General features: G+C 41.9%; 13 protein-coding genes. 12 read left to right on the top strand and 1 reads right to left on the bottom strand.

The features are described 5' to 3' along the window. Nucleotides 1-229 precede the first annotated feature (229 nt). The 6 genes from TZ92_RS08625 (at nt 230) to TZ92_RS08600 (ending at nt 15,081) form a co-directional block, all read left to right on the top strand. Entirely contained in the window at nt 230-6,655 is a 6,426-nt protein-coding gene (locus tag TZ92_RS08625) for a ZmpA/ZmpB/ZmpC family metallo-endopeptidase (RefSeq protein WP_223329001.1), read from the top strand. A 248-nt stretch (nt 6,656-6,903) separates the two neighbouring features. Beyond that, nucleotides 6,904-7,284, top strand: a complete 381-nt coding sequence (locus tag TZ92_RS08620) for a hypothetical protein (RefSeq protein WP_000849881.1) — start codon at nt 6,904-6,906, stop codon at nt 7,282-7,284. Nucleotides 7,285-7,517: 233 nt separating this feature from the next. Next, the gene (locus tag TZ92_RS08615) at nt 7,518-13,082 is read left to right on the top strand and encodes a ZmpA/ZmpB/ZmpC family metallo-endopeptidase (protein WP_033630069.1); all 5,565 of its coding nucleotides are present in this window, start codon (nt 7,518-7,520) and stop codon (nt 13,080-13,082) included. A gap of 151 nt (nt 13,083-13,233) precedes the next feature. After that, nucleotides 13,234-13,614 (top strand): hypothetical protein, encoded by a 381-nt coding sequence (locus tag TZ92_RS08610; protein ID WP_033630068.1) that lies wholly within the window; start codon nt 13,234-13,236, stop codon nt 13,612-13,614. Nucleotides 13,615-13,973: 359 nt separating this feature from the next. After that, entirely contained in the window at nt 13,974-14,225 is a 252-nt protein-coding gene (locus TZ92_RS08605; protein ID WP_241767529.1) for a hypothetical protein, read from the top strand. 163 nt (nt 14,226-14,388) lie between these two features. Further along, nucleotides 14,389-15,081, top strand: a complete 693-nt coding sequence (locus TZ92_RS08600; RefSeq protein ID WP_000240130.1) for a phosphoglycerate mutase — start codon at nt 14,389-14,391, stop codon at nt 15,079-15,081. A gap of 124 nt (nt 15,082-15,205) precedes the next feature. On the opposite strand, the gene TZ92_RS08595 is transcribed toward TZ92_RS08600, so the two are convergent. Continuing rightward, nucleotides 15,206-15,778: a TetR/AcrR family transcriptional regulator gene (locus TZ92_RS08595; RefSeq protein ID WP_000250301.1), complete on the bottom strand. Its 573-nt coding sequence runs from the start codon at nt 15,776-15,778 to the stop codon at nt 15,206-15,208. 140 nt (nt 15,779-15,918) lie between these two features. Between TZ92_RS08595 and TZ92_RS08590 the strand changes: the two genes are divergently transcribed. The 6 genes from TZ92_RS08590 to TZ92_RS08565 all read left to right on the top strand — a co-directional run bounded on the left by TZ92_RS08590 (nt 15,919) and on the right by TZ92_RS08565 (nt 23,319). Further along, nucleotides 15,919-16,620, top strand: coding sequence for an ABC transporter ATP-binding protein (locus TZ92_RS08590; RefSeq protein WP_033630066.1), 702 nt, complete (start codon nt 15,919-15,921; stop codon nt 16,618-16,620). A gap of 1 nt (nt 16,621) precedes the next feature. Then, nucleotides 16,622-19,321, top strand: a complete 2,700-nt coding sequence (locus TZ92_RS08585; RefSeq protein ID WP_033630065.1) for an FtsX-like permease family protein — start codon at nt 16,622-16,624, stop codon at nt 19,319-19,321. 144 nt (nt 19,322-19,465) lie between these two features. Then, nucleotides 19,466-19,735, top strand: coding sequence for a 30S ribosomal protein S15 (gene rpsO, locus TZ92_RS08580; RefSeq protein ID WP_001018251.1), 270 nt, complete (start codon nt 19,466-19,468; stop codon nt 19,733-19,735). 870 nt (nt 19,736-20,605) lie between these two features. After that, complete coding sequence (locus tag TZ92_RS08575) at nt 20,606-21,232, top strand: CadD family cadmium resistance transporter (RefSeq protein WP_033630064.1); 627 nt, start codon at nt 20,606-20,608, stop codon at nt 21,230-21,232. 283 nt (nt 21,233-21,515) lie between these two features. Continuing rightward, nucleotides 21,516-22,562, top strand: coding sequence for a FecCD family ABC transporter permease (locus TZ92_RS08570; RefSeq protein WP_033630063.1), 1,047 nt, complete (start codon nt 21,516-21,518; stop codon nt 22,560-22,562). A 1-nt stretch (nt 22,563) separates the two neighbouring features. After that, nucleotides 22,564-23,319, top strand: a complete 756-nt coding sequence (locus TZ92_RS08565; RefSeq protein WP_033630062.1) for an ABC transporter ATP-binding protein — start codon at nt 22,564-22,566, stop codon at nt 23,317-23,319. Nucleotides 23,320-23,331: the final 12 nt, after the last annotated feature.

The following is a 23,331-nucleotide window of genomic DNA, read 5'->3' as shown; positions in this document are numbered from 1 at the left end:
AAATTTGAAAAATTCCTAGGTTTAAGGCTACCTAGGAATTTTTTCTGTGGTTTCTCCATGATCTTGTTTGTGCATTCAAGACCTGATAAGATAAGAATTTTGACAGCGTAAATGAACTGAAAAGATTAGCAGTTTTTTGTGGCTATTATTTATAGCAAATAAATTGAATAATCTAGTAAATTTCGGTAGAATAGAGGGGATTCAAATCATGATGAAGGAAAGATTAGGAATGAAAAGAAGTTATTTAGGAGAAAAGCACCAGCGTTTTTCATTGAGAAAAGTTTCGGTTGGTCTAGTGTCTGCTCTGGTAGGGGTTTTCTACCTTTTTAGTGGAGGAGGTTCTCTTGCTAGTGTAGCAGCCAGTGAACAGACGCCATCCGTCACAAAACAGATTCACTATAAGTACGTGACAGAGAGTGAACTCACGGACCAAGAAAAGCAGTTGGTAGTCAAAGAATTGCCACAGTTTGCTGAGGAAACAGATGATACTTACTATTTGATTTATCGTCCGACGAGACAGCTGCCTGCAACTGGTCACAGCCAACTCTTTAGCTCAATTGCAGCGGGGGCAGGTATTGTACTACTGGTCGTAGCGATTAAACTGGGCAGAGATGATCGCAAAAAGCTAGCTTCTTTCATGCTCTTGACCAGTCTAGGAAGTCAGCTGATCGCGCCAACTTCCTTGGCTTTGACAAATCAAATGCTGGCAGACTATAATCAGGAATTGACTGTACAGGTCGGGGAAACATTGCAATCCCCACTTACGATTGAAGGCTACCAATATGTAGGGTATTTGAAATCTCAAAAAGAAGTAAACTCTCCACTTGATGGCAAGAAAGAGTTGAATCATTCGGCTCCTATTGATACTCCAGTTCAAACTTCAAACGGAAGTCAAGCGCAGGAAGAGTATCGTGCTCAGAAACCAAGTGAAGCTCCTGTCTTTGAACAACCAGAGTTAAAGGTTGAGAGTAAAGATACGAGTCGTACAGAGATCATTCCTTTCCAAGTAGAGGAAGTAGAAGCAGCTGATTTGCCACAAGGTCAAACTGAGGTGATTCAGGCAGGGAAAAATGGTAGTCGTACCATTGTGACCCGCAGCTACATTTTAAATGGTCAGGTGATCCATACAGAGGAGGTTTCCAATCAGGTAACGACTGAGCCTACTTCTGAGATTAGAAAAGTCGGAAGCAAGGTCCTTTCTCCTACAAAACCAAGCCCAGAGGAGTCCGTTAGTGAAAAACCAACAGATGCTCCTGTAAATGAAGTTCCAAGCTTAAAAGTTGAAGAAAAAGATGTTACCACGACGGTAGCAGAACCCTACACTCGAGAACGAGTAGAGAGTGATAGCTTGCCAGTTGGCCAGACCAAGATAACCCAAGCTGGTCAAGATGGAGTGCGTACAATCGTCACCCGTCAGTACATGGTAGATGGAAAAGTAGAGAGAAGCCAGGAAATCTCTAACGAAGTGACAACTCCTGCAGTATCAGAAATCGTAACAGTTGGAACAGGTCCTGTTAGCGAGAAACCAACAGACGCTCCAATAAATGAAGTTCCAAGCTTAAACGTTGAAGAAAAGGACGTTACTACGACGGTAGCAGAACCCTACACTCGAGAACGAGTAGAGAGTGATAGCTTGCCAGTTGGCCAGACCAAGATAACCCAAGCTGGTCAAGATGGAGTGCGTACAATCGTCACCCGTCAGTACATGGTAGATGGAAAAGTAGAGAGAAGCCAGGAAATCTCCAACGAAGTGACGACTCCAGCGGTCTCAGAGATCGTAACAGTTGGAACACGCCCTGTTAGCGAGAAACCAACAGACGCTCCTGTAAATGAAGTTCCAAGCTTAAACGTTGAAGAAAAGGACGTTACCACAACAGTGGCCGAACCCTATCCAACTAAGGAAGTGGAAAGTGCAGACCTGCCTTTGGGACAAAGGGAAGTTAGCCAAGCTGGTCAAGATGGCGTGCGTACGATTGTGACTCGTCAGTATTTAGTAGATGGAAAAGTCGAAAATACAGAGGAAATCTCTAACACTATCACAAAAGAAGCAGTTCCTCAGATTATCAAAGTCGGTACAAAACCAATTTCTACAAATGCGGATCACGCTCCTGTGGAACCAGAAAAAGGAACCCTCGACCTCGAACCCTTGCACCAATTAGTGGAAGAGGCCGATAGCATCCAGAAAACGCATCAGTATTTCAATGATACCACTGCAGATCAAGAGTCTTATAAACAGGCAGTCGCAAATGCCCAAGCTCTCTTTGAGGCATCTCATGCCAGTCAAGAACAGGTTGATTCCTTGAAAAATGCCCTTGAAACTGCTAAGAATAATCTAGACGGTCAACCTGTTGATAAGAAAACTCTTGGTGTTGAATTTGACATGAAGGATGTGACTCAGTCTACAGTTGCTTACCAGTATGCTGATGAACAAGCCAAACTCCGCTATCGTCGTGCTCTAGATCAGGCCAAGCTCGTTTTGGACAATCCTTTCGCCAATCAAGCCTTGGTCGATCAAGTTCGGACGGATCTCGAGGCAGCTCGTCAAGCTCTGGATGGAGTCAAGAGAAAACCAACCCTCTCTCTAGTCCGTGTCGAGAAGGGAGAAGACAAACGCCAAGTTTCTCTTAGCTATCACTTGACGGATGCTACAGCTAGCTATCAATCAGCCAAAGTGCAGCTATACAAGGGTGAAACGTTAATTAAGGAAGTCGACCTTGTGGACCTCGCTCAAAAATTGACACTTGGTGACTTGGACTACTATACTCCTTATACCCTCAAAACTGTCATGAAATATGACCTGGGTCAAGGGGAACAAACTAGTATAGAGGATCAACGCCCAGTTCAGCTAGATTATAAGAAGGTTGAAATCAAAGACATCGATCGCATCGAGCTGTACGGTAAAGATGGCAGTCACTACCGACGTTACCTATCTCTGTCGGAAGTGCCGTCTGATTTGGACAACTACTATGTCCGCATTCAGTCAGACAAGTTCAAGGACATGCTCTTACCTGTTTCTAAGATTACAGACAAGGGCAATGCCTACTCCGTAACAGTATCAGCCAATCAACTCGTCGAGGGAGAAGGGGACCGTTATCGTCCAGATTACTCTTTTGAACTGCCGAAAACGCCTCTTAGTCAAGAAGGAGTCTATACGTCCTTCAAAACGCTCATAGAGGCTATGAAGTCAAACCCGACTGGAAACTTCAAACTAGGAGCGAATGTTTCAGCAGATGAGATTCAGTTGGAACAGTCTGCGACAAGCTATGTACCAGAAGAATTTTCAGGTAGCCTAACTAGCCGAGTGGATGGAAAAGATTATACCATCTACAACTTGGAAAAACCACTCTTTGCAACCTTGAAAAATGCCACCATCCAGCAACTGACCTTGAAATCGGCTGCAGTTACAGGCAAGGATTCTATAGGGTCCTTGGCTAGCAATGCTCAAAATGCAACGATTACGGATGTTTCTGTAAGTGGTAGTCTATCTGGGAACAAGCATATCGGTGGACTCGTAGGAGTTGCCCAAAACACAAAACTAACCAATGTTGCCTTTAAAGGGTCCATCACCAGCACCCAAGATGGGGGGCAGGAGTACAATATTGGTGGCCTGGTCGGTAATTTCCATGGCAACCAATCACTGGCGCAGAAGAGTCAGGCGGATGTATCTATCCAAGTAACGGGTCGAAATGGAGACCAGCGTGTTGGAGGATTGATCGGTCGTTTGCAGAATGGAGCTAGATTAGAAACTTCTTATGTGTCTGGTTCTATCCAAAATTCAGGCCATTCAGGCCAAGTCGGTGGAGCGATCGGGTCTACTTGGAACAATGGACAGGTCCGAAATGTCTTGACAGGTGTCAAAGTTCAAAATGGGCATGCCATGACAGGAGATCCTTATCCTGAGGCTTCTGTTCGGGACTCTTATGTTCTTGAAGGAACTACAGCAAATCGAAAAGATGAACGTTTTGTCCGTTCTATTTCAGAGGCCGATGCGCAAGCCAAACGTCAGTCCTTTGGAATCACTTCAAACTTGATAGACCAGGAGCCATTGCAGCAAGCTTACCAGCATCAAACAGACTATAGTCGAGTGAGGGGAGCTCAGGAGTCCAGAAAGCAAGCCTACGAAAATGTAGAAAAACTATTACCATTCTACAACAAAGACTTCATCGTTCATACAGCCAACCAATTAGCTGAAGATGATAAACTCAACAAAGTAGCACTGCTAGATGTGGTTCCGATGAAAGATGAGACACTGATAACAGATGTCAACAGCCATAAGGGTGAAATCAATAGACTGATGCTGCATTATGCAGATAAGACGATTGCTTATCTTGATCTGACCTACAAGGGTGATTTTGCCAATGGCCAGATTGCTGAATATAGCATCGCTGATAAGAATTTGCTCTATACTCCAGAGGCCTTCCTATCTGACTACCAGTCCATTAAAGCGAGTGTCTTGGAAGAACTCAAAGCTGTGACCTATGACTCAACTGCAGTGCGTAAAGTATTAGGGATTGGTGAAACAGCTTCCTTAGATGATCTTTATTTGGAAAAAGCCTTTGAACAAACTAAGGCTGAACTAGGTCAGGAGCTCCTCAAGGTGCTTTCAGTTGACAAGTCGATTAACACCCTAGGCCCTGCCGTAGCGGATGCGATTAGCCAAAAGATTCTGCAGCACAAAGAGGCCTTCATGCTTGGTCTGACCTATCTCAACCGATGGTACAATGTCAACTATGGAACGTTCAATACCAAGGATCTTAATGTCTATAAGTTTGATTTCTTTGGCAATCAAGCGGCTTCGACACTGGATACTATCATCGCTCTCGGGAACTCTGGAATGGGCAATCTTCGAGCGCAAAACAACTTCAATGCTTACCGACAATCCCTAGCCAAGGAAAAAGGTAAAGGAGACCTCTTTGCTTACTTAGAAAGTCTGCGTGAACTCTTCTTGCCAAATAAAACCAACAGTGAGTGGTTCAAGGAAAATACCAAGGCTTATATCGTAGAAGCTCGTTCAAGTCTGCCAGAAATTCAGGCTAAGCAAGACAATGCAGATCGTAAGAGTAAGTATACAATCAAGGTCTACGACAGACTGACTCAGGGAGATTGGGGCTTCAAGCAAATGGTTCTCCAGCTTCTGACCTTACCTGAAAGAGATGTCTATATCATCAGCAATATGTCGACCATTGCCTTTGGTAGCTTTGGAGGCTACAGGAAAGAAGGTGGTAGAGTTCTCTCAGGCGAGGAACTCCATCGACACGTTGAAAAACTTGTGGATCAATCAGCTGAATGGCAACGAAACCACTATGACATGTGGTACAACATTTTAAGTCCAAACAGGAAAGACACTCTATTCAGACGGGTGATCGTTACAGACGGTTTCTTTCTTTATAATGATAAAGGCCAGCAATATTGGGCTCCGCGTAATGATAAGACCTCTGTTGCTATGTACAATTTCTTTGGCCCTGCTGGCAAGTATCACGGAGACAATGGACTAGGGGCCTTTGCCAATGGTTATGAAGTCTTCTACGTCTATGATCAGATGCTGGGAGCTTCTGGAACCATGGTCTATACCCATGAAATGACCCACAACTCGGATGGTTCTATCTATTTTGAAGGACATGGTCGTCGTGAGGGTGAAGGACCTGAGAGCTTTGCTACAGGGATGTTAGAGTCTGTAACCAATGTTAGCGAAAAAGGTCTCGTACTTAATAGCTTCTATCAAGGAGATAAAGATTCGACCACACGTTACCATACCTATGACCCTGTTGCCCGATTCTCCTCAGCAGATGCTCTTCGCGACTACATGCATGGAGTCTTTGACGTACTGAACCTTCTGGATTATGTAGAAGGGGATGTTGTTACTGGTGTTCTAACTGATCAACAGAAAATGAAATGGTACCGCAAGGCTGAAAATTATAAATTTGAGAATACGTCTTATGGTAAACAAGCTCACGCTGATGATCGAATTGTCCCTATAACTGCCGAAGAAGCAGCCAAACTAAAATCTGTTGATGCCCTGGTTGATCATAATATCATTGGTCGTCGCGATGGTTGGGATAGAGCTAGCTTTGGACGAAATGGCTACTATGTCATCAATATGTTTGCTTCCTTCTATGCAGCTCTGGACAATCCAACTGGTGCACCTGGGGGACTTATGTTCCGCCGTAGAGCCTATGAATTGCTTGGAGACAAGGGTTACCAGCAAGGATTTGTCCCATATGTATCTGGCCAATACGCTGGCCAAGCCCTAAAAGAAGGAAACAAGACCTACTCAATCTGGAACAGAGGAGATGTCGGAGTAGTTGGAGATGATTTGGTTTTCAAAAATCTCTATGGTAGCCAGTATGAATCATGGAAGGATTTGAAGAAAGCCATGTTGAATGAGCGATACAACAAGGCTCAAAACTTCCTTCGCCCTATCACTATCGAGTTTGAAGCAGGAAAACTAGATAGCAAACGACAAATTACGATTTCTTCTTATGAGGAATTACAAGATTATATGTACTTAGCAGTACTAGCGGATGCCTCAGCTAAGAACATTGATCGTGCCTTATCAGACAGCTCTAAGAGCAGTGTCGCCCAACTCAAGTATCGTATTTTCAATGCTTATCTACGTGCTACAGACGATTTCAGACAGTCCATCTTTGAAAGATAAGTCTCTTGCAAAAACAGACACGAAAAAAGAAGATCCAAGTGATCTTCTTTTTTTAGGTGAATGGCTTGCTCAGTGGAGAAGACGAATGAATTTACAAACAAATTGATACATGACAGAGTTATTACTCTAAATGTTTGGAGAGAAATTTGAAATCATTCACCATCTAGTATACTCGTTTTAAAATTTCTTTTGTTTTTCATGAAAATATGATAAAATGATAGTTGTAAAATTTTTTTAAGGAGATTCGGATGAAAACAAAAGCACTTGCTCGCGTAAATGCGATTTTTGGTCTTATTTCAGGTATCGTCTTGCTGTTGGCACCTCTTGTTATGTTTATGATAGCTGTTGGGGCTGCTGCGGCGACGGAGGACTCTGATGCAACAGTTGGTATATTGACGATTTTTTCAATCATTTTGGCATTGGTAAAAATTGCTGTCTTGGTTTTAGGAATTGTGTCTATTGTCTATTACAAGGACGATGAACGTGTGACGCCAGCACCGTCTGTTTTGTTTATCGTAGGTGGTTCTGTTGGATTGATCCCATTCTTGGGATGGGTAGGAGGAATTCTGACAATCATTGGTGGATCCCTCTATTTTGGACTTTTGAAAAAATTCGAAATTCAAGAATAATGACTTTTTGTTAGGATTATTTTCAAATAAGAGAAGGCGGTTAGCCTTCTTTTTTGTCATCAATCAGGGGGAAATTTGACAGGATAAATAAGCATTGACAATCGTAAAATCTAAAGCATTTATTTGAGACAAGCAACTCTTTTTATAGTATAATGGTGGATGTGAAATACCTATATCAAAATATAATGCTAGTTATTTTCTTGATAGAGGTTGAAAAGTTGAGAGGATTTAGAATGAAAAAGTTTTTTGGAGAGAAGCAGCATCGTTTCTCCTTACGAAAATTAGCAATTGGACTTGTGTCAGCTTCGATTTCAAGCCTATTTTTTGTGTCCATTGCGAGCAGTGGGATCGTATTTGCTCAAGAAAATGCAGCTGTTCACTACAAATATGTGACGGATACAGAGCTAAGTAGTCAAGAGAAGGACTTGATTGTAAAGGGCATTCCTAAAATTACGGAAGATAGTGAGAGCACCTATTATCTAGTCTACCGTATGGATGAGAAAGCTCAGCTGGGTCAGTTGCCCAATACAGGTGGGCAGAATAGCCTTACTAGTGTTTTAACTGGTGGAGTCCTAGCTTCGATTGGCCTTCTTATTTTTGTCGTATCGAAAAAGAAAGGCAAAAAGAAAGCACTGTTGAAAGTTGTCTTGATAACAGGAATGGGCAGTGGTTTGGCTTCTTCGGTTCATGCTATCGAAAATCAACTTTTGCTCCAATACAATCAGGAATACCAATTATCTCAAGGAGATAGTCTGCCTTTGCCACGCGCCCTGTCAGGATATACCTACCTAGGCTATATTAAGCAAGACAAAGAGATTAATCAGCAAGAAACTGCTGCTAGGGATCAGAAATTTGACTACACGGTTCAGCCTCATTTTCAGACCAATGAAGGTAGACAAAGGGCAGGAGATGAGCAGAAAGCTCCATCTCCTACACTCCCTGCTGACAAGCCAATCCCATCTCAAGATTCATCCAATCAAAATCCATCTGGTCTTGCTAGTGTAGATCCTCAGGATGAAGTCTTGGCTGGTCGCGTGAACAAACCAGAGCTCCTATACAAAGACCAAGAAATTGTAACCAAACTAGATGTTCCAGAACTGGTTCAGGAAAATCCAGAACTAACAGAGGGAACCATCCATGTCAAACAAGAAGGTCGTGCTGGGAAGAAGGTTGAAGTCGTTCGCATTTTCACTGTTGAAAACCAAGAAATTTCCCGAGAAGTTCTATCAACTAAATTAGAAGAAGCCCTGCCACGTATAGTAGAAAAAGGGACTAAGAAGGCAGTTGTGCCGAGTGAAGCACCTCAGTCTGCAAAAAAAGGAGAGCCTGAGACCCAGGCTCCATTACCAGAATACAATGGGAATCAAGCGGGAACGATTGTAGCCCCAGAGATAGCCGAAAAACCAGAATATACTGGCACCCAAGCTGGAGCAGTCGTTGAACCCGAGCAAGTTGCTCCGCTACCTGAGTATCAGGGAACGCAAGCTGGTGCCATCGTTGAACCGGAACAAGTTGAGCCAGAGGTTGGGGGCGTCCAGTCTGGTGCTTTGGTGGAACCAGAAACAGCTGACAAACCAACCTATACAGGCGAGCAGTCTGGAGCAATCGTAGAGCCTGAACAGGTACCACCAACACCAGAGTATAAAGGAACTCAAGCGGGAGCGATTGTAGGCCCAGAGACAACCGAAAAACCTGAGTATACAGATACGCAATCAGGTGCGATTGTGGAACCAGAGACCCAGTCTTCCCTACCGGAATATACAGGTGAGCAATCTGGTGCAATAGTAGCCCCAGAGACAACTGAAATACCAGAATATACAGGCACTCAAGCAGGAGCCGTCGTTGAACCGGAACAAGTCGCTCCTCTTCCAGAATATACTGGTAATACTGAGCAAGTAAAACCAGAAGCTCCGACAGAGAAACCAAAAGAAAAAGATCCAGAGAAGACGCTTGAGCTAAGAAATGTTTCGGATCTGGAGTTGTATAGTCAGACCAATGGTACTTACAAACAACACGTTTCTTTAGACGGTGTCCCAAGTAATCCAGACACTTACTTTGTCAAGGTTACATCTTCGTCGTTTAAAGATGTCTATCTACCAGTCGCTTCAATAACGGCTGAAACGAAAGATGGCCAGCCAGTTTATAAAATCACAGCCAAGGCTGAGAAACTCCAGCAAGAGCTAGAAAATAAATATGTTGATAATTTCACCTTCTACCTAGCTAAGAAGGCTACAGAGGAAACGACAACCTTTACTTCCTTTAGCAACCTAGTCAAAGCTATCAACCAGAATCTCTCTGGAACCTATCATTTAGCAGCCAGTTTGAATGCCAACGAAGTGGAGTTAGAGCCTGAAGCTAAATCCTACATCAAGGGTACCTTTACTGGTCAGCTGATCGGTGAAAAAGATGGCAAGCAGTATGCTATTTACAACTTGAAAAAGCCTCTGTTTGAAACCTTGAGTGGCGCCACAGTAGAAAAATTGAGTCTGAAAAATGTCTCTATTTCAGGGAAAGATGATATCGGTTCACTGGCCTATGAAGCCCAGAATGGCACAAAGATTAAACAAGTTCATGTCGATGGTGTTCTGGCCGGTGAACGTGGTATCGGTGGTTTGCTGGCTAAGGCTGATCAATCAAGCATCACAGAGAGCAGTTTCAAGGGAAGAATTATCAACACGTATGAAACGACTGCTGCCTATAATATCGGTGGTCTGGTCGGTCATTTGACAGGTAGCAGGGCTTTGCTGACGAAGTCAAAAGCGACAGTAGCCATTTCATCTAACACAAATAGTTCAGATCAGACTGTGGGTGGTCTTGCAGGTCTAGTAGATCAGGATGCACAAATCCAAGATAGCTATGCTGAAGGCGATATTAACAATGCCAAGCACTTTGGTAGAGTCGCGGGAGTAGCAGGCTATTTGTGGGACCGAACTTCTAATCTAGAAAAGCATGCTGGAAGTTTGACCAATGTCCTCAGCGATATCAATGTAACCAACGGCAATGCCATCACTGGTTACCACTATAATGATATGAAGGTGAAGGACACATTCAGCAGCAAGGCCAACAGAGTCTACAATGTCACCTTGGTCAAGGATGAGGTCGTCAGCAAGGAATCCTTTGAAGAAAGAGGGACAATGCTAGATGCTTCCCAAATCGAAAGCAAAAAAGCAGCCATCAATCCTCTCACTCTACCAATAGTGGAGCCCCTCTCAACAAGTGGCAAGAAGGACAGTGACTTTTCTAAGGTGGACCATTATCAAGCTAAGCGCGACTTGGCTTATAAGAACATTGAAAAATTGTTACCTTTCTACAACAAGGCAACCATCGTCAAATACGGAAATCTGGTCAATGAGAACAGTCTTTTATATCAAAAAGAACTCTTGTCAGTAGTCATGATGAAGGATAACCAAGTCATCACAGACATTGTTTCTAACAAAGAGACTGCAAACAAACTCTTGCTACACTACAAGGACCATTCATATGAGAAACTCAATCTCAAATACCAGGCTGATTTCGCCAATTTAGCAGAATATAGTCTAGGAAATACGGGACTTCTCTATACTCCAAACCAATTCCTGTATGACCAAAGCTCTATCATCAAACAAGTCTTACCTGACTTACAAAAGGTTGACTACCGCTCAGAAGCAATCAGAAAGACACTCGGTATTTCTCCAAAAGTCGAGCAGACTGAGCTCTACCTTGAAGACCAGTTCGCCAAAACCAAGGAACATCTGGAAGACAGTTTGAAAAAACTCTTGTCAGCGGATGCTGGACTGGCTGGTGACAACCCAGTTACCAAGGGCTATCTTGTAGATAAAATCAAACGCAACAAGGAAGCCTTGCTACTTGGCTTGACCTATCTGGAACGTTGGTACAACTTCAGCTATGGTCAGGTAAACGTCAAAGACCTGGTTCTGTACCACCTGGACTTCTTTGGTAAGGGAAATGCTTCACCACTGGACACTCTGATTGAGTTAGGTAAATCTGGCTTTAACAATCTTCTAGCTAAGAATAATGTCGATACTTATTCTATTAGTCTAGCTAGTCATCATGGAACGACAGATTTATTTAGCACGCTAGAACATTACCGAAAAGTCTTTTTACCAAATACAAGCAACAATGACTGGTTTAAATCAGAGACTAAGGCTTACATCGTCGAAGAAAAATCCAATATTGCAGAGGTTAAAGCCAAGCAAGAGCAAGCTGAGACTAAGTATTCTATCGGTGTCTATGACCGAATCACGAGTGCCACATGGAAATACCGCAATATGGTCTTGCCTCTCCTAACCTTGCCAGAAAGATTAGTCTTTGTCATCTCAACCTTGTCTAGTCTAGGATTTGGAGCCTATGATCGCTACCGCAATAGTGAGCATAAAGCGGGCAAGGCTCTCAATGACTTTGTTGAAGAAAATGCGCGTGAAACAGCCAAACGCCAGCGAGATCACTATGATTATTGGTATCGTATTTTAGATGAACAATCACGTGAAAAACTCTATCGTACCATCTTGCTTTATGATGCTTATAAGTTTGGGGATGACACAACCTCAGGAAAAGCTACATTGGAGGCTAAGTTTGATAGTTCCAATCCAGCCATGAAGAACTTCTTTGGACCAGTTGGCAATAAGGTAGTTCACAACCAGCATGGAGCCTACGCTACAGGGGATGGTGTCTACTATATGTCTTACCGTATGCTAGACAAGGATGGAGCCATTACATATACCCATGAGATGACCCATGATTCGGATCAGGATATCTACCTTGGCGGCTATGGTCGAAGAAGCGGCTTGGGACCAGAGTTCTTTGCAAAAGGCTTATTGCAAGCCCCTGACCAACCGAGTGACGCAACCATTACCATCAATTCTATCTTGAAACACTCAAAATCAGATAGTACAGAGGGATCCCGTCTGCAAGTCTTGGATCCGACAGAGAGATTCCAAAACGCAGCAGATCTTCAGAACTATGTCCATAACATGTTTGACCTTATCTACATGCTGGAATATCTCGAAGGGCAATCAATCGTTAACAAACTAAATGTTTACCAGAAAATGGCGGCTCTCAGAAAAATTGAGAACAAGTATGTGAAAGATCCAGCAGATGGAAATGAGGTTTATGCCACTAACGTAGTCAAAGAATTGACAGAAGAAGAGGCCCGAAACCTGAATAGTTTTGATAGTTTGATTGACCATAACATCTTGTCAGCTCGTGAGTACCAGACTGGCGACTATGAACGAAATGGCTACTATACAATTAAACTCTTTGCCCCAATCTTTTCAGCTCTCAGCAGTGAGAAAGGCACGCCAGGGGACCTTATGGGACGTCGGATCGCTTACGAACTTTTGGCTGCCAAAGGCTTTAAGGATGGAATGGTACCTTATATCTCCAACCAATACGAAGAAATTGCCAAACAAAAAGGTAAAACCATCAATCTCTATGGTAAAGAACGCGGATTGGTTACAGATGATCTTGTTTTGGAAAAGGTATTTGAAGGCAAGTATGCATCTTGGGCAGATTTCAAGAAAGCCATGTACAAAGAACGTGTGGATCAGTTTAAAAACTTGAAACAAGTGACCTTTAAAGATCCGACAAAACCATGGCCAAACTATACGACAGAGACCATCAATCAAGTGAGTGAATTGCAAGCCCTCATGGACCAAGCTGTTCTCAAGGATGCTGTAAGTCCTCGTTGGAGCAACTATAATCCAGAGTATGACAGTGCCGTTCATAAGTTGAAGAGAGCAATCTTTAAAGCTTATCTTGACCAAACAAAAGACTTCAGAACCTCTATTTTTAAGAAATAAGGGTTGGAAAATGAAAAGGGAGGATCGACAGATCTTCTCTTTTTATGTTCGGATGTCTGAAAGCTGGTAAGCGATTTGTTTGTGACGGAGAAGGTCTTTTGTTTCTGGAGCAAATATGGTAGAATGATAGCTACGAGAGAAGGAGGTTTTTATGGAGAGAGATAGATTGGTTCGACTCAATTGGAGACTGGGCATGCTGGCAGGTATAACCTTGCTTTTGGGACCTGTCCTACGATTTTTGCTATCCTATACTGGTGCCCTCATCTATAAAGATCCTTCAAAAATGCTGGTTGTCACGGTTGCCTTTTCCCTGCTCCTGACATTTTTTAAGATTTTGATAATTGCATTTGGGACCTTTATGCTAATCTATTTCGAAGAAGATCAACAACTTCGAAAGCTGCCTTCTGTTTTATTTATCATTGGTGGCGTGCTGGGCTTTCTTTCAGCGACCGAGTGGATAGGAGGATTTCTAATCATTAAAGGTGCTGTTACTTTTTCTAAATTTTTAAAAGAAGTCCGTGGCCTTGTCTGATCGTCTAGTGAAACAACCCGTTTGAGGGTTGTTTTTTATTTAAAGAATTATCTGGCGAAAGAATATGTTAGCAAAATGCTTTTTTTTTATAAGAAAACATGATGTAATACAACTTGAAAAAATAAAAAGAGAATATTATGAAATAATCTTTCATTGCATCGTATTTAAAAGCTTCCATTACTTTAGAGGGAGTCTTTATAAAAACTTCTAACCCTAATACTATTTTAAAAGTTATTCCACTGGGTTCTCAAAATAAAACAATTCCTGTTGACCATGTTGCAAGTGTAGATAGTTCATTTCGTATTGATTTCAAATCATTTGCTTGGGGTATAATTTTCGCTCTTATTGACCTTTCAATGATGCAAAATTCATTTATCGGAGGATTGATATTAGCGGCATATGATGTATTAACAGTGCTAAGCGCTTTTCAGACTCTACTAGTTTTGCATCTTACTTCTGGTGGAACACATGTTGTCAGTGTGGTAGTATTTGAAAAAGCTAATCTTGAAAATTGCAAAGAAACAATTGAAGGTCTAATTCATAATCGTTACAATGATACTAATGTAACTAAGAATACTGATCGTATAATTGATGCTTTAAATAACAAATAATTGCAATCGTTTCTTGATTGAATATCGCGAATTAATAATAACTAGATGAGAGGACACTGTTCTCTCTTTTTAGTTGATTTTAACTAGCTTTTTTGTGAAAAATTGTGTAAAATAGAATAGATAAACGAGGGCAACCTCGAAAAATAAAAGGAGAATCCATCTAATGGTAAAATTGGTTTTTGCTCGCCACGGTGAGTCTGAATGGAACAAAGCTAACCTTTTCACTGGTTGGGCTGATGTTGATTTGTCTGAAAAAGGAACACAACAAGCGATTGACGCTGGTAAATTGATCAAAGAAGCTGGTATCGAATTTGACCAAGCTTACACTTCAGTATTGAAACGTGCGATCAAAACAACAAACTTGGCTCTTGAAGCTTCTGACCAATTGTGGGTTCCAGTTGAAAAATCATGGCGCTTGAACGAACGTCACTACGGTGGTTTGACTGGTAAAAACAAAGCTGAAGCTGCTGAACAATTTGGTGATGAGCAAGTTCACATCTGGCGTCGTTCATACGATGTATTGCCTCCAAACATGGATCGTGATGATGAGCATTCAGCACACACTGACCGTCGTTACGCTTCACTTGACGACTCAGTTATCCCAGATGCTGAAAACTTGAAAGTGACTTTGGAACGTGCCCTTCCATTCTGGGAAGACAAAATCGCTCCAGCACTTAAAGATGGTAAAAACGTATTCGTAGGAGCTCACGGTAACTCAATCCGTGCCCTTGTAAAACACATCAAACGCTTGTCAGATGACGAAATCATGGACGTGGAAATCCCTAACTTCCCACCATTGGTATTCGAATTTGACGAAAAATTGAACGTAGTTTCTGAATACTACCTTGGAAAATAATCTATAAACAGAAAGCCTAGGATTCCTAGGCTTTTTTGTATCTAAGTTTAAAAAAAGGCAATTTAGCTAATTGAAAAAGTATAAAATGAGAGGATATAGCTTATGAAATAGTAAGTTGTATGAATTAATCTTCTTTTGATTCGTAGCTCCAGTGTTCGTAGTTATAGGTTGATAAGATTATATCCGTGATTTCTTCCGGTTCTTCTTGAGCTCCCCCAGCAATCCAAAGAGAAATAATTCCTTCAATACTTGATAAGAAGATTTCCAAAGCGTATTTGTGAGGAATTTGGAAGTTTTCAGATAAGAAATGACGAGTCTTTTCTTTTTGATTTTCAGTTAGAATAATGCTACTTAGAAATTCACGAATTGCACCACGAAAGTCTATGTAATGACTTTGGGACAAGGCGTTGATGAGGCGTTCGTTCGAACGTAATATATAGAAATTTGCTAACATAAACTTTCTAGGAGATTCTCTTTCTTTTTCTAAAAAAATGTAGAGCTGGGAAATGATTTCACTTTTAAAACTGTCAATCATTTGATATTTGTCTTCATAGTGTAGATAGAAAGTTCCCCTATTAATTCCTGCGCGTTTGCAGAGTTTACTAATTGATATATTTTCAAATTTCTCCTCTGATAGCAGCTGAATCAAAGCTTCTTTGATGTCTTCCTTAGTAGTAGTTTTTCGTTTCTGAACCATTTCTCTTCCTTTTTCTTAAATCAACACTTTGTTGATTTTTGATTATTGCTTTTTGACTTAGCCCATTATATAATATTTGTGATTTAGAATCAACACCTTGTTGATTTAAGAAAATGAGCTTTGAAAAGGAGATAAACGATATGGCTTATATTGAAATGAAACACAGCTACAAGCGTTACCAGGTTGGGGATACGGAGATTGTGGCTAATCGTGATGTGAATTTTGAAATTGAAAAAGGGGAGCTGGTTATCATACTTGGTGCTTCAGGTGCTGGAAAATCAACCGTTCTCAATCTCCTAGGAGGTATGGATACCAATGATGAGGGGAAGATTTGGATTGATGGTGCCAATATTGCCAACTATAGTTCGCACCAACGAACAAACTATCGTCGTGAAGGTGTAGGTTTTGTTTTTCAATTTTACAATCTGGTCTCCAATCTGACAGCCAAGGAAAACGTGGAACTGGCCTCAGAAATCGTGACAGATGCCTTAGATCCAGAGCAGGTTTTGACAGATGTAGGGCTAGGTCATCGCCTCAATAACTTTCCAGCCCAGCTTTCTGGAGGGGAGCAACAGCGAGTCTCCATCGCACGGGCAGTAGCCAAAAATCCTAAAATTCTCCTCTGTGATGAACCGACAGGTGCCTTGGATTATCAGACGGGGAAGCAAGTCTTGAAAATTCTCCAAGACATGTCTCGTCAAAAAGGAGCGACGGTGATTATCGTGACCCACAATGGCGCGCTAGCCCCTATTGCAGATCGGGTGATTCACATGCGCGATGCAACGGTTAAGAGCATGACGATTAATAAGCATCCGCAGGATATCGATACATTGGAGTATTAGTATGAAAAAAACATATCGGAAAGACCTATTTCAGTCAGTGAGGACTTCAAAGGGTCGCTTTGTTTCTATCTTAACCTTGATGATGCTGGGTTCTTTAGCCTTAGTTGGCCTCAAAGTGGCCAGTCCAAATATGGAACGTACAGCAGAAGATTATCTCCGTAAAGCCAATACTCTGGATTTTGCCGTGATAGCTGATTATGGCTTGGACAAAGAAGACCAAGACGAACTAAAGACCCTTCAAGGAGCAAGTGTAGAGTTTGGCTATATGGCAGACCTAACCGTTGAACATAGTGAAGAAGCGGTTCGACTTTATTCCAATCCAGAGGAGATTTCAACCTTCCAAGTGACAGAAGGGCGACTGCCAGAAGCTGATGAGGAAATTGCCCTAGCCGACTTCTGGAAAGACCGCTATCATATTGGAGAGACCATTACCTTTACCAAGAAAGAAGAAAAGTCTGTTCTAAAATCCCAAACTTTCACAATTACTGGATTTGTTCAGTCGGGTGAAATCCTTTCTAAAGAAGATTTAGGAAGTGCTAGTAGTGGAAATGGAAGCTTGGCTGGCTATGGAGTGATTTTACCAAGTCAGTTTGATTCAGATGTTTATAGTATTGCGCGTGTGCGCTATGATGATTTAAAAAATCTGGATGCTTTTTCATCAGACTATAAGACCAAACGAACCCAACACCAGGAAGAGTTGCAAGAATTGCTGGCCGATAATGGTCAAAAAAGATTAGCAAGTATCAAAACAAATGGGCAAAAGAGCCTGGAAGAGGGAAAAGAACAGCTCCAAACTGCTGAAAGCAACCTTGAAAATGGCAAGAGTCAGTTAGAGCAGGCCGAAAGTCGCTTGAAAACGCAAGAAGAACAAGCGACCGCTTTACCAGAACCACAAAAGAGTCAAGCCAAGGGACAGCTGACAAAAGCAAAGGAAGAACTGGCGACTAAAAAAGAAAAACTGGCTCAGACAGAGAGTGATTTAACTAAGGAAAAAGAGAAGCTAGAACAGCGTCAGAAAGAGCTTGATGAACTGACAGAGCCAAAATACCACGTATACAATCGCGAAACCATACCAGGTGGACAAGGCTACCTCATGTACAGCAATGTATCAACAAGTATCCGTTCTATCGGAAATATTTTCCCCGTGGTGCTATATATGGTCGCTGCAATGGTGACCTTTACAACGATGACTCGCTTTGTAGACGAAGAGCGCACAAACGCCGGTATTTTTAAGGCCTTGGGTTACCGTAATCAAGATATAGTTGCCAAGTTTGTTCTCTATGGTTTTCTTGCAGGAACTGTGGGAACCATTATAGGAACGCTACTAGGACATTATTTTTTAGCAGGTGTTATTTCGGATGTTTATACAGCTAGAGTGGTTGTTGGAAAAAGTCACGAGTATTTCTATTGGTCTTATAGTCTCCTTGCCCTAGCCTTGAGTTGGGTATCTAGTGTTTTGCCGGCTTATCTGGTGGCGCGGAGGGAATTACACGATGAAGCAGCCCAACTCTTACTCCCAAAACCTCCCGTTAAAGGATCAAAGATTTTGCTGGAACGCCTGAGCTTTATTTGGAATCGTCTGAGCTTTACTCATAAGGTTACGGCAAGAAATATTTTCCGTTATAAGCAACGGATGTTGATGACCATTTTTGGAGTTGCAGGTTCGATGTCTCTCTTATTTGCCGGTCTTGGCATTCAGTCTTCTGTAGGAGGAGTTTCCGAGCGCCAATTTGAACAAATCCAGCAATACCAGATGATTGTAGCAGAAAAGAGCAGTGCCAGTGAGCAAGAAAAAGAAGATCTAGAAAGTGCCTTGCAAGCTGAATCGATCCATGCTTATCAAAAGATTTACTCTAAAACCATTGAAAAAGATTTCAAAGGAAAAGCAGGACTTCAGACTATCACCATAATGGTCACAAGAAGAGAAGACTTCAAGCCTTTTATCGCATTACAGGAAAATGGGCAAGAGGTGGAGTTCACTGATGGAGCTGTCGTTAGTCAAAAACTAGCTCAACTAGCAGATGTTAATGTTGGAGATAAGCTAGAGCTTGATGGGAAAGAAATCAAGGTCTCGGCGATTTCTGAAAACTACGTTGGACACTTTGTTTATCTCAACCGAGCGACGTATGAACAAGTCTACAGCACCAGTCCGAAAGACAATACCTACCTAGTGAAATTAAAAGAGCCGACACCATCCAATACGGAGAAAGAAGCTGCTGTCTTTATGAAAAAAGCTGCTGTTTCTGGGGTGGTCCAAAATGCAACGGCTATCCACCTCTTTGAATCTGTAGCCAATTCTCTCAATAAAACCATGGCAATCCTTGTCCTTGTTTCCGTCTTACTAGCCATTGTCATTCTTTACAATCTCACCAATATCAATGTGGCAGAACGTATCCGCGAACTTTCCACTATCAAGGTTCTCGGTTTCCACAATAAAGAAGTGACCCTCTATATCTACCGCGAGACCATAGTGCTATCCCTTGTGGGGATTGTTCTCGGTTTGGTAGCAGGCTACTATTTACATCAATTTTTGATACAAATGATTTCACCTGCCACCATACTTTTTTATCCACGAGTCAGCTGGGAAGTCTATGCTCTTCCAATCGTCGCAGTGACTGTAATCTTAGCCTTACTGGGCCTCTTTGTCAATCACCACTTGAGAAAAGTAGATATGCTCGAAGCCCTGAAATCAGTAGAGTAATTCAAGGTTTTAAACAGTAAATCAGTTGACAAAGTCTCTGCTTCTTGGTAGAATAAGAACTGTCGTAAAGACAAATAACTTCTTCTTGGTTACAGGCATGCCAACCTGTCACTCGGATGAAGCCAAATAAAAAGGAGAAACATCATGGCAATCTCAAAAGAGAAAAAAAATGAAATCATCGCACAATATGCACGTCACGAAGGTGATACAGGTTCAGTAGAGGTTCAAGTTGCTGTCCTTACTTGGGAAATCAACCACCTTAACGAACACATCAAACAACATAAAAAAGACCACGCTACTTACCGTGGATTGATGAAGAAAATCGGTCGCCGTCGTAACTTGCTTGCATACTTGCGTAAAAACGACGTTAACCGTTACCGTGAGTTGATCAACTCTCTTGGACTTCGTCGTTAATCTGCTTTATTTTCTACTTACATTGCGTTGTCACCTTACCTCGATATACTCAAGTATAATCTTCGGTTACGGTTCCTAGCACTGTAAGGTAAAATAAACCAGATCATCTCCCTTCGGGGAGATTTTTTGTTTCACTAAAATTTTTATACAATCTTCGCCTCGTCGCCTAGTCTATAAACGTTTTATCCAGCAAGAATTATGATGCTAAGAGCTCCAAAAATCCGTATGAAAATAGGGAAAGGAAACAGTGTTCGATGAACACAAGGAGTTTCATCTTTTTCACTAGGATTTTAGCCCGAGCTCAAATCAGCTCTCTGATATTCAGAGAGCTTTTTTATTGAGGTTTTATCGGTCACAGTTTTGGAGACTACAAAAACCAGCGTGCCGAGAAAGAGAAATTTAACCAGGTTTTATCGGTCATAATTTTGGAGACTACAAAAACTGATGATAGACTTAGCTGAAATCAAGAAAGGTTTTATCGGTCATAATTTTGGAGACTACAAAAACCTACTCTTGACAACTTCGACACACCGACTGGTTTTATCGGTCATAATTTTGGAGACTACAAAAACCTCAAATGGTATCAGCTAATGACACCATGAAGGTGCGCAGTTACTCGGCTTTTCAAGCCGAGTAACTGTCTGCAAGCCCCCTCGGAGAGCCCACACTTTACGAAGTAAAGTATAGTATGTTATACTTTACATGGAAGTAGTCACCGAATTTCAGTTAGAAATTACTTTGTAACTACGTTTTGAGGAGGAGTAAAATGCTTTCCTACGTTCGACATTACCCACTAGCGATAGCTAAATTAATGTGTCTGTGCTCTCCTAAAATCTGCTGATTTATTACTAACTAATACAGGAGGTTTTTATGGGACAGACAATCATATCTGCTATTGGTGTTTATATTTCCACCAGTATCGATTATTTAATTATTTTAATTATTTTATTTGCACAGCTATCACAGAATAAACAGAAATGGCATATTTATGCGGGGCAATATCTAGGAACAGGCTTACTTGTAGGGGCGAGTTTAGTTGCTGCTTATGTCGTTAATTTCGTGCCTGAAGAATGGATGGTTGGATTGCTTGGTTTAATCCCTATCTATTTAGGGATTCGCTTTGCAATTGTTGGAGAAGGTGAGGAAGAAGAGGAAGAAATTATTGAAAGATTAGAACAAAGCAAGGCAAATCAACTGTTTTGGACAGTTACATTGCTGACAATTGCGTCTGGCGGAGATAATTTAGGTATCTATATACCTTATTTTGCTTCGTTAGATTGGTCACAGACCCTCGTAGCGTTGCTTGTGTTTGTAATCGGCATAATTATCTTTTGCGAGATTAGTCGGGTGTTATCCTCTATTCCGTTAATATTCGAGATAATTGAAAAATATGAGCGAATCATTGTGCCCTTAGTATTCATTCTACTTGGACTATACATCATGTATGAAAATGGCACGATAGAGACTTTTCTGATCGTGGAGATTTTTTTTCACTAGGATTTTAGCCCGAGCTCAAATCAAGCTCTCTGATATTCAGAGGGCTTTTTATGTTGTCACCTTACCTCGATATACTCAAGTATAATCTTCGGTTACGGTTCCTAGCACTGTAAGGTAAAATAAACCAGATCATCTCCCTTCGGGGAGATTTTTTGTTTCACTAACATTTTTGTACAATCTTCGGCTCGTCTATATATGTCTCTATCCTTGTTCATCTAGTAGAAATATGGTATACTTTTTATGAGAATTTTCTAAATTTTTAATTTTGTCTAAGGAGGTTTTCATGCTTTCCAAATTTTCTGGAAGCCGACAGAACGTACAATTTGTGTTACTTTTAGGTATTTTGCTAGGTATTTTAGGGATTTCACTTTTTCTAGCTGTTTCTATGGGATCCGTAGCGATTGACTTAGGAGATACCTATCGGATCATTTTGAGCAGGTTGGGGTTTCCTCTTGAGATAGGAGAGGTTTCCAAGTCCACTCTTGCCATTGTATGGAACATGAGATTCCCCCGAGTATTGTTAGGCTTGATAGTAGGGGCAGGTCTTTCTATGTGTGGTAGCGTGATGCAGTCCACAGTGAACAACCCCATTGCAGAGCCCTATGTCTTAGGTATCTCTGCGGGTGCAACTCTAGGGGCAACTTTGAGCATCATTCTTGGTTTAAAATTGGTGATTAGCCTTGGAGCTTTCCTTGGAGCTATTTTGGCAACAATCGCTGTCCTTATCATTGCCTCTATGCAGGGAAGGATGACGACTTCTAGTCTGATCTTATCAGGAACGGTGGTCAATGCTCTCTTTCTGGCATTTTCCAACTTTATTATCTCAGTCGGCGCTAATGCGGACAGTGTGATGACCATTAAGTTTTGGACCATGGGTTCGCTTGCCGGAACTAACTGGTCTGACTTAGTCCTGCCAACTATAGTAGTGGGAGTAGCCTTTCTATTTTTAGCTACCCAGTATCGTGTTTTTAATGCGATGATGATGGGAGATGAGGCTGCTTTAACTTTGGGGATTCCCTTACGCTTCTATTGGTATCTTTATGTGACCATGGTGGCTGTGCTGACAGCTGTCTTAGTGGCAACCTGTGGGATTATTGGATTTGTTGGTTTGATTACTCCTCACTTAGCTCGAGGGTTAGTAGGAACGAATTACAGGAGACTTTTTCCCGTTGCGACCTTACTGGGTGCACTCTTTGTCGTCTGGGCAGATGTACTCTCTCGTGTTATTATTCCAAATGCTGAGTTGCCAATTGGTATTTTTACAGCCTTAGTAGGTGCTCCCTTCTTTATTTACATTGTTGGGGGTAGGCGAAGGGAGGTGAGGGCCTGATATGGACTTGATTTGTCAGGATATCCACTTTGGACTAGGAGAGAAAAAAATCCTCAAAGGAGTTTCTCTTAAGGTTGAGGGGCATCAATTTCATACGATACTTGGGCCAAATGGAAGTGGAAAAACCAGCCTGCTTAAACTCCTCTATCGCCAGGAAAGGGCGGACAAAGGCTTGATAAGCCTGGATGGAAAGCCGCTGGAGCATTGGTCACTCAAAGAAACAGCCAAGCAAATGGCAGTTGTCACCCAGTTTAATCAATTGCAGTTTGATTGTACAGTTGAGGAAATCGTCTTGCTGGGAAGAACTCCCCACCTCTCTTTTTTACAGAAGGAAAAGGAAAGAGATTATGCCCTCGTTCAAGATGCTCTCGTCAAGGTGGATATGCTCGAGAAGAAAACTCGTCTCTATTCGTCTCTGTCAGGGGGGGAGAAACAACGAGTCTTATTAGCCCGCGCCTTGGCGCAAGAACCGACTCTCTTGCTTCTGGACGAACCAACCAATCACCTGGATATCAAGTATCAGCTAGACTTGTTGGCCATTGTGAAGAATCTCAAGGTCAATGTTTTAGCTGTCCTACATGATATTCAACTTGCTTGTCGCTATTCGGATTATCTCTATCTGATGAAAGAGGGAGAAATCCTTTACCAAGGGACTCCAAAGGAGACCATCACCCCTGAGTCATTGCAAACTGTATACGGAGTTCAAAGTCAGGTGACTTGGACCGAGGATCAGCAAGCTATGATTCACTATTTATAAGAAAGAAAAGGA

The organism is Streptococcus oralis subsp. oralis (genome assembly GCF_000960035.1).
Lineage (GTDB): Bacteria > Bacillota > Bacilli > Lactobacillales > Streptococcaceae > Streptococcus > Streptococcus oralis_G.
The sequence above is the reverse complement of the archived record's forward strand: the minus strand, read 5'-3'. Positions and strand labels throughout refer to the sequence as shown.